General features: G+C 36.1%; 9 protein-coding genes. 3 read left to right on the top strand and 6 right to left on the bottom strand.

Features of this window, described 5'->3' with window-relative positions; all coding sequences use genetic code 11:
- Positions 1-942, bottom strand: a 942-nt coding sequence (locus ACY65O_RS04160; RefSeq protein WP_462219588.1) for a pyridoxal phosphate-dependent aminotransferase, incomplete at its 3' end; no start/stop codon positions are given.
- A 157-nt stretch (positions 943-1,099) separates the two neighbouring features.
- Here ACY65O_RS04160 and ACY65O_RS04165 point away from each other — a divergent pair.
- Positions 1,100-2,263, top strand: coding sequence for a THUMP domain-containing class I SAM-dependent RNA methyltransferase (locus tag ACY65O_RS04165; protein WP_462219589.1), 1,164 nt, complete (start codon positions 1,100-1,102; stop codon positions 2,261-2,263).
- 10 nt (positions 2,264-2,273) lie between these two features.
- Here ACY65O_RS04165 and ACY65O_RS04170 read toward each other — a convergent pair whose 3' ends face one another.
- The 3 genes from ACY65O_RS04170 to ACY65O_RS04180 all read right to left on the bottom strand — a co-directional run bounded on the left by ACY65O_RS04170 (position 2,274) and on the right by ACY65O_RS04180 (position 4,748).
- A complete protein-coding gene (locus ACY65O_RS04170) occupies positions 2,274-3,095 on the bottom strand; it encodes a hypothetical protein (RefSeq protein ID WP_462219590.1) in 822 nt (273 codons plus the stop codon).
- Between the two features lie 34 nt (positions 3,096-3,129).
- A complete protein-coding gene (locus tag ACY65O_RS04175; RefSeq protein ID WP_462219591.1) occupies positions 3,130-3,894 on the bottom strand; it encodes an NYN domain-containing protein in 765 nt (254 codons plus the stop codon).
- Between the two features lie 212 nt (positions 3,895-4,106).
- Positions 4,107-4,748 (bottom strand): Pr6Pr family membrane protein, encoded by a 642-nt coding sequence (locus tag ACY65O_RS04180; RefSeq protein ID WP_462219592.1) that lies wholly within the window; start codon positions 4,746-4,748, stop codon positions 4,107-4,109.
- Between the two features lie 208 nt (positions 4,749-4,956).
- Here ACY65O_RS04180 and ACY65O_RS04185 point away from each other — a divergent pair, with 208 nt between their 5' ends.
- The gene (locus ACY65O_RS04185; protein ID WP_462219593.1) at positions 4,957-5,583 is read left to right on the top strand and encodes an energy transducer TonB; all 627 of its coding nucleotides are present in this window, start codon (positions 4,957-4,959) and stop codon (positions 5,581-5,583) included.
- Positions 5,584-5,631: 48 nt separating this feature from the next.
- The gene (locus ACY65O_RS04190; RefSeq protein ID WP_462219594.1) at positions 5,632-5,949 is read left to right on the top strand and encodes a hypothetical protein; all 318 of its coding nucleotides are present in this window, start codon (positions 5,632-5,634) and stop codon (positions 5,947-5,949) included.
- 94 nt (positions 5,950-6,043) lie between these two features.
- Here ACY65O_RS04190 and nagA read toward each other — a convergent pair whose 3' ends face one another.
- Both nagA and ACY65O_RS04200 read right to left on the bottom strand, forming a co-directional pair.
- Complete coding sequence (gene nagA / locus ACY65O_RS04195) at positions 6,044-7,123, bottom strand: N-acetylglucosamine-6-phosphate deacetylase (RefSeq protein ID WP_462219595.1); 1,080 nt, start codon at positions 7,121-7,123, stop codon at positions 6,044-6,046.
- 517 nt (positions 7,124-7,640) lie between these two features.
- The coding region (locus ACY65O_RS04200; protein WP_462219596.1) for an isocitrate/isopropylmalate family dehydrogenase at positions 7,641-8,160 on the bottom strand (520 nt) is incomplete at its 5' end.

Genomic DNA, 8,160 nt, shown 5'->3' on the forward strand with positions numbered 1-8,160 from the left:
GGGGCAAAAAACTCCGGGTATATTATTTAATCTTTTTACAATGGTATCCCTGCGTAATTTATATTCAGCTTTGGTGGTATCAAAATAATCATCGGGTAAATCAACTGCAGCTTCGCCTAAAATTTGTGCAAAGGATGGCGGGCTCAATCTTGCCTGTGCAAATTTCATGGTGGCCGCTAAAAGATTTTTATTTTTTGTAACAAAAGCACCAATGCGGCCGCCACAGGCACTGTATCTTTTACTGATGGTGTCCATCAAAATAACATTATCATCCACACCCGTTAAATGCATGGCGCTGGTATGGGTACCTTCATAACAAAACTCACGGTAAGCCTCATCTGCAAATAAATATAAATTGTGTTTGATGATGATCTGCTTCAGCACTTCCATTTCAGCAGCGCTGTATAAATATCCCGTAGGATTATTAGGATTGCAAATAACAATGCCTTTTGTTTTTGGTGTAATTGCTTTTTCAAATTCCTCAATGGGTGGTAATGCAAATCCATTTTCAATAGATGAAGTAATGGGTATTACCGTTACGCCAGCTTCTACAGCAAAGCCATTGTAGTTGGCATAAAATGGTTCAGGAATAATTACTTCATCGCCTGCATCCATGCAAGCCATAAAACCAAAAATGATAGCCTCACTTCCGCCGGTTGTAATAATAATTTGTTCAGCGGTAACATTAATACCCACTTTTTTATAATACTGAGTTAACTTTTTACGGTAGCTTTCGTTGCCTGCACTGTGACTGTATTCAAGCACTTTAAAATCGGCATGGCGTACTGCATCCAAACATTGTTTGGGTGTTTCAATATCGGGCTGGCCAATATTTAAATGATACACTTTGGTGCCTTTCTTTTTTGCCGCTTCGGCATAAGGTACCAGCTTACGAATGGGAGAAGCCGGCATTTGAAGGCCACGGTTACTGATATTTAACATAAAACAAAGTTAGGGGAATATCGAATTTATAAATGTGGAATGACGAATGTTTTTAATGGCAAACAGGTTCGTTTACTAAACCGCTGCATATTCGATATTTTATATGCTGCATTCGATATTTAAAGTAAAACATTTTGTAAATACCATAGTTTTGCAGATGCAAATTTTTGAAACCATTAGCCGTATTATTATTACCTGCAGCAACCGCCTTTCGCCATTTTTACAAATGGAAGTGGAGGCTTTAGGTTTTAAGCCCGAACGTATTTTTAAAACGGGGGTGGAGTTAAAAGGAAATTTACATGATTGTATAAAACTGAATTTGAATTTGCGTTGCGCCAGCCAGGTTTTATTTTCGGTAAAGGAATTTACTGCAGTTAATGCAGATGCATTGTACAAAACGCTTTTAGATTTTGAATGGGAAAACATTATTCCTGCGGAAGGATATTTTAGTATTACCAGCAATGTAGATAATGAAACCATCACTAATAATTTATTTGCCAATGTAAAAGTTAAAGATGCTATTGTGGACAGGTTCAGGAATAAAACCGGGCAGCGACCCAACAGTGGACCGGAGTTAAATAAAACGGTTATTCATTTATACTGGAAAGAAGCTATTGCAGAATTATTTATTGATACCTCAGGAGAGACATTGAGTAAACACGGCTATAGAAAAATTCCTGGTAAAGCTCCTATGCTGGAAAGTTTAGCTGCAGCTACTTTGCTGGCCAGCCGCTGGGATAGAAAATCGGCATTTATTAATCCCATGTGCGGCTCGGGCACAGTGGCTATTGAAGCGGCTTTGCTGGCTACCAAACGCAAGCCCGGTTTACTGCGCCACAATTATGCTTTTATGCATTTGGTAAATTATGCAGAACAATTTTATTTAAATGAATTTAAAATAGTAGAAGAGCAGGTTACTGATGTGCCAGAATTAAAAATTATTGCAACAGATATTACTGAAGATGCGGTAAACATTTCCAAAATAAATGCAGGCATAGCAGGTGTGGAAGAAATGATTGAGTTTGCTGTTTGCGATTTTGAAGAAACGCAATTGATGGAGAATGAAAATGGCGTGGTTTATTTTAATCCGGAATATGGCGACCGTTTAGGTGTGGAAGCAGAACTGGAAATTACTTATAAACGCATCGGCGATTTTTTAAAAAAGAAATGCAAAGGCTACACCGGGTATATTTTTACAGGTAATTTAGAACTGGCAAAAAAAATTGGCCTTAAACCAAAAAGAAGAATTGAATTTTATACCAGTAAGATTGATTGCAGGTTGCTGGAGTATGAGCTGTATGATGGGAGCAGGGAGAAGTGAACTATTGTTATCAATTAATACTAAGAATATCCTTCCTGTATTTTTGTCTTTCTATTTCGTTTAATACTAAAGCTGTACTGGGTCTTGACTCACCATTCAACAGCAGGTGATCATAAAAATTCTCGTCGAACATAACATTCCAAGGTAATATCCCCCAGTAAGCATTTGCCAAATCAGTAATCATTTCTGGGCTGTATGATGCGCTGCCAATATCTCCGTATCTGCCGCCACAACCGCTGTTAGGATTTAATGTTACTTGTTCATTGAATAGAAATTCCCATGTTCCGTTGCTTAAAAGATTATCTGAAAGATGTAAAATTGAAATTGGCCTAAGCTTTTTAAATTCGGATACAGTAAGTTGGATTAGGTTTATACGAATTTCAAATAACGCACAAGTGCAATGATGCTTTTTATCGATCACCTGTCCTATTGAAAAAGTATTGTCGCACAAAGGAATTACAAATACATCTCCAATGTTCGATTTTTTTGGCTTCGGTCTATTCTTTTTCGCATTTTCAAATACTATATTTAATTCTTCCCTATTAATCTCCAAAAACAATTTTTTATTTTTATTAGTGCAAAGTTCAATAATAGAATCGATTACAGAAAGCAAAGTGTCAGTGTTGGAAGTAGTTATGCTTACATTGTCGCTTTCATAATCAATAGTGGGTTTAGGTTTTATGTCTTTGAGTTTAGCACTTAAAAGTTTTACAGCTTCGTTTTGATATTCCTTTCCAAACAATTCTGCCAGATCTTCAAAGATTGAAAAATTGGTTTGGTTTTCGTCTGGAAAATTTATTGTTATAATACCTAGTTTATAGCACTTATTCATGCAGCAATTATATTTCAAATTTTAATCAGAATCCTTATTCCTTATTCCTTATATACACCAACTTTATCCCCGCCTTGTCCGTTTCTCTTTTATCAATTTCAAATTGCGGTAAAGATTTTATTAGCGGTGTTAATTTTTGAAAACCATAATTTCTCGGATCGAAATTGGGTTGCTTTTTCAGTACTAAATTACCTACATCACCTAAAAAAGCCCAGCCATTTTCATCGGCCAGATCGTTAATAGTGTGGGCAATTAATTTCAAAGTTTCCTTATTGAGTTTATCCACTAATGCCTTTGGTTTGGGAATAGCGGTTTTTGTTTTTGCAGCAGTAGTTGTTTCTTCAGGCTCCGCTTCAAATACAGGAATAATTTCCATGTAAATAAATTTATCGCAGGCTACAATAAAAGCGTTGGGTGTTTTCTTTTGACCAATGCCAAAAACTTTCATACCGGCTTCTCTTAATCTTGTAGCCAACCTTGTAAAATCGCTGTCGCTGCTTACAATGCAAAAGCCATCTGCTTTACCGGAGTATAAAATATCCATGGCATCAATAATCAGTGCACTGTCGCTGCTGTTTTTGCCGCTGGTATAACTGTATTGCTGAATGGGAGTGATGGCATTTTCTAACAGCACATTTTTCCAGCCACTAACGGTGGGCTTTGTCCAGTCGCCATAAATTCTTTTAAAAGTTGGCGTTCCATATTTGGCAATTTCTTCCATTACACCTTTTACATTGCTGTAAGGCACATTATCGGCATCAATTAAAACTGCAAGGCGGATATCTTTTTGTATTTCCATATTTTGTATTTCAAATACAATTTACTCTTTTTACAGGATTAAACATTTGATAAATTAATTGTTGGGTTCTTTAGCCAAAGAATGGTTTTTGTTTTCGGTCAAATTACACTTTGTGCAATTTGGCTAAAGCCGGTAAAGTTTTTTATTTGTAACCCTAAAGGATCGGGGCTATTAAAAAATATTGCGCTACAGGATTAGATATTTGCGGTATTTTATACAGAACCCTTACTCATCTTTTTTGCAATGCCAATAAATAAAAGCGAAAAGAATATAAATACAACACATACCATAGCGCTGTTGAAAAATACTTTATTGTAACCCAAAGTAATAACATCTACAAAAGGATACGGATACCATTGTGCTGAAGGGCCACGTAAAAGGGTATAACTTAAATATAGTAAAGGGTAGATCGTCCAGGATAAAACATTTCTCCATTCCATATTTTGCTTAGGCACAAATTTTAACCAGAATAAAATATAGCCAAGAGGAATAAGCGAATGCAATAATTCATCAACAAGTTTTGCCATTCCAACGGGAGCCCAAAGAAAACGTAAAATGACATTATAGATTAATCCAACAACGGTAATATAAACTGCAATGGCAGTTAAAGTTTTTGGTCGCACAAAAAAAACACCTTTTTCATTTATACCTTTTAAATACACCTGGGTAAAATTAACAGCAACGAGTATATTAGTAAGTATGGTAAAAAAACTAAAGTAACGGATAATAGTTTCCGGCACAGATGCCACACGGTTTACAATAATGAGGTAGAGTTGGAGTAATAAGGCAAACCATCCAATAACAGCACCAATGGCTGCATAGGTTTTTACTGCTGATGTTATTTGATTGGTCATTTTAGTTAAGGTTATAATTGGTAAGATAATTATTTGCTCTTAAATGAGCAAACACGGTTAAACATTTTAGACCTTTAATGCTTTTTTTGTTGATTATATTCCTCACTGTGAGAAAAAAAATCCCGTTTACAGTTTAAAATAATATTTAGGGCACATAAAAAATTAACGGCATTGAATTTGAAAACTTGTTAACGAAACAACAATAGGTATGAAAAAATCAATCCAGTCATTTTTTGTTATTGTTACCGCAGCAGGGTTAATTACCAGTTGTAATTCCAGTTCGGATTATGCTGACAGTACAACAACAGTAGCTCCAACACCAACACCAATGATGAATGACACCACAGTAGCTGCATCAAATAATACAATGATGACAGATACTGCAATGGCTCCTAAAATGAATGACAGTATGGGTGTAAAAAAGATGGGGGATAAAAAAATGAAGAAAGCTAAAGTGATGATAGAAATGCCCACTGCAAAATACAGTGCAAGAAAATTGGAAATGGATAAACAGGGTTATTACAATACATCAGAAGTATTACCTTCGTACCCGGGAGGACAAACTGCATTGATAAACTTCTTTAATAATAATATTGAATATCCGCAGCAAGCAACTGATAACGGTACAGAAGGATTGGTTAATATAAGTTTTTTGGTAGATGAAAATGGAAAGATTAGTTCGCCGGAAATTGTAAGTAAAAAAGTAGGCGATGGTGTAGAAGAAGAAGCGATGAGGGTATTTAATAAAATGCCATCGTGGACGGCGGGGCAAATAAAAGGCAAGAATGTAAAAACACGATTTACTTTACCGGTAAAATTCCAGGTAAGTCAATAAATATTTAATTTTCCAATTTAATAATCTAATACTTAAAACAACACAATTATGAGACTTAAAAATTTTTTAAAAATTCTTTCACTGGCAATTTTTATGGTGGTATCAGTTCCTGTAACATACGCTTCTAATGCCAGCGTTACAGCAACAGGCGATCCTGTGAAAGATGCTAAAACTTTTGCAGAAATTTCGCAAAGGGTTACGGAAATCCAAAACATGGACAAAACAAATTTGACCAGTGCAGAAAAAAAATCGCTGCGTATGGAATTGATGGACATGAAGAAAAAAGCTGGTGGCCTGGATAAAAAAGTTTATTTATCTGTTGGTGCAATCATTATTATTATTTTGCTTTTGATACTTATTCTTTAATACTATTTTTTAAAATTCTTCTACATACAGGGCTTTGGGATAAAACGCTTCGGTTACATTTACCGGAGCGTTTTTAATATATTTCACTAATAGTTTATCCCATCATTCTTATCATTTCAAATTTTTCATTCATCACTATCAAAGAAGAAATAGCACCGGGTTTAATACAGCCATACTCATTCTCCATTTGTATTACCCGTGCCGGGTACAGGCTGCACATACGCAATGCTTCATCTAACTTAATATTGCAATGCTGTACTAAATTTTTTACCGCTTTGCTCATGGTTAATGCAGAGCCACTGAGTATGCCATTGCTTTCGTATTTATCACCTGCTAAATGATGAGGGTAATAACCTTCAGTAGTTTGGGTAACAGCATCCGTTATTACAAACAATCTTTCTTTCATTATTTGTTTTGCAATATTTACTGCAGCAAAATCAACATGAAGCCCGTCGGGAATAATGCTGCTCATTACAGAAGCATGATTCAATACTGCACCTACCACACCGGGGCTGCGATGCTGCAGCGCACTCATGGCATTGTATAAATGCGTGGCTGCAGTAATACCATTATTAAAAGCTTTGGTTGCTTCTTCATAAGTTGCATTGCTATGCCCTGCAGAAATGATGATGTTGTAAGAAAGAATTAAATCAATTATTTGCTGGTTGCATACTTCAGGTGCCAGTGTAATTATTTTTATAACATCTTTTCCGTATTCCAGTAAATGCTTTACCTGTTCTATTGTTGGCGAATGAATACAATCTTCAATGTGAGCACCTTTTTTTGCAGCACTAATCCATGGGCCTTCAATATGTAAACCTAAAACGGCAGTGTCCCCATCTTTCCAGTAATCTTTTACAGCATCAATGCATTGGTAAAATGTTTGGTAAGGATGCGTGGCGACAGTAGGCATGCAGTATGCTGCACCACCATTGCGGCAATAAGCCACTAATTTTTTTAACGCATCTTTTTCAGGGTAAACAGCAAATAATTTTTCACCGGCACCGTAAATCTGTAAGTCAATAAATGCTGGTGCAATAAATGCATTACTGAAATGTTGTGCTGCTTCAGTGGCAGGAATAATTTCTTTTATACGGTTGTTTTCAACTACAATGGCATGGTTGGTGAGCCATTCATTTCCTGTAAAAATTTTATCAGCGGAGATAATTTGCATACGCAAACTTACTGTTTATAACAATTAGACATTAATCTATCCGATTAAAAAAATGTCAGGTTGAGGCACTCATAAAAAAAATTTAAGCTCTTTGCAAATGACAATAAGAAAAAAATTCTCAGCTTCGCTGTAAAAAAAGGTTTGCCACCAAGGCTCAAAGACACGAACCTGCCTGCAGGCAGGGTAGAAAAAAAGCAAAGCTTTTTACCTTTGTGTCTTCGTGTCTTTGTGACTAAATTAAATTTTTGTAAAAATTGTTAATCAACCTTTTAAAATACATGTCATTAGCAGCTTGTCGAAACCGGTGCAATAGCTAACCCGCCTTCGACATCCGCCGTGGCGGAGACAGTATGGTTTCAATGTCTAATTGGTATTATACCATATGTATAATTTAAGCCCAGAGGAAATCTGAAAAAAAAATGAAAACAAACAGATGTCTCCATCGCCGATATGACAGAAAAAATAATGCACTCCAATATTGAAGTGCATTATCCATAAATCAATCATCCATTATCAATTACATCCCCATCTTCTTCTTCAAATTTTCATCAATAGCATCTAAAAATTCTTCGGTGTATAAATAATGGTCGCCGTGTTTTACTTTATTGCCATGGATACAAACTGCTAAGTCTTTGGTCATCTTACCGCTTTCTACCGTTTCAATACAAACTGCTTCTAAAGCATTGCAAAAATCAATCAATGGCTGGTTAGTATCTAATTTACCACGAAAAGCTAAACCTCTTGTCCATGCAAAAATAGATGCAATAGGATTGGTGGAAGTTGGTTTACCTGCCTGGTGCTCCCGGTAGTGGCGTGTAACGGTGCCGTGTGCAGCTTCTGCTTCCATGGTGTTACCATCAGGGGTAACTAAAACCGAAGTCATTAAACCTAAACTTCCAAAACCCTGTGCAACAGTATCGCTTTGTACATCGCCATCATAATTTTTACAGGCCCAAACAAAATTGCCATTCCATTTTAACGCACTGGCTACCATATCATCTATCAAACGGTGTTCGTAAGTAATACCGGCTGCCTCA

The organism is Ferruginibacter sp. (genome assembly GCF_031430955.1).
Classification (GTDB): Bacteria; Bacteroidota; Bacteroidia; order Chitinophagales; family Chitinophagaceae; genus Ferruginibacter.

Bases quoted from the DNA above. Each gene is read 5' to 3' on its own strand.
- ACY65O_RS04180 (WP_462219592.1), bottom strand. From the start codon at position 4,748: ATGACCAATCAAATAACATCAGCAGTAAAAACCTATGCAGCCATTGGT.
- ACY65O_RS04190 (WP_462219594.1), top strand. From the start codon at position 5,632: ATGAGACTTAAAAATTTTTTAAAAATTCTTTCACTGGCAATTTTTATG.
- nagA (WP_462219595.1), bottom strand. From the start codon at position 7,123: ATGCAAATTATCTCCGCTGATAAAATTTTTACAGGAAATGAATGGCTC.
- ACY65O_RS04170 (WP_462219590.1), bottom strand. From the start codon at position 3,095: ATGAATAAGTGCTATAAACTAGGTATTATAACAATAAATTTTCCAGAC.
- ACY65O_RS04175 (WP_462219591.1), bottom strand. From the start codon at position 3,894: ATGGAAATACAAAAAGATATCCGCCTTGCAGTTTTAATTGATGCCGAT.
- ACY65O_RS04185 (WP_462219593.1), top strand. From the start codon at position 4,957: ATGAAAAAATCAATCCAGTCATTTTTTGTTATTGTTACCGCAGCAGGG.
- ACY65O_RS04165 (WP_462219589.1), top strand. From the start codon at position 1,100: ATGCAAATTTTTGAAACCATTAGCCGTATTATTATTACCTGCAGCAAC.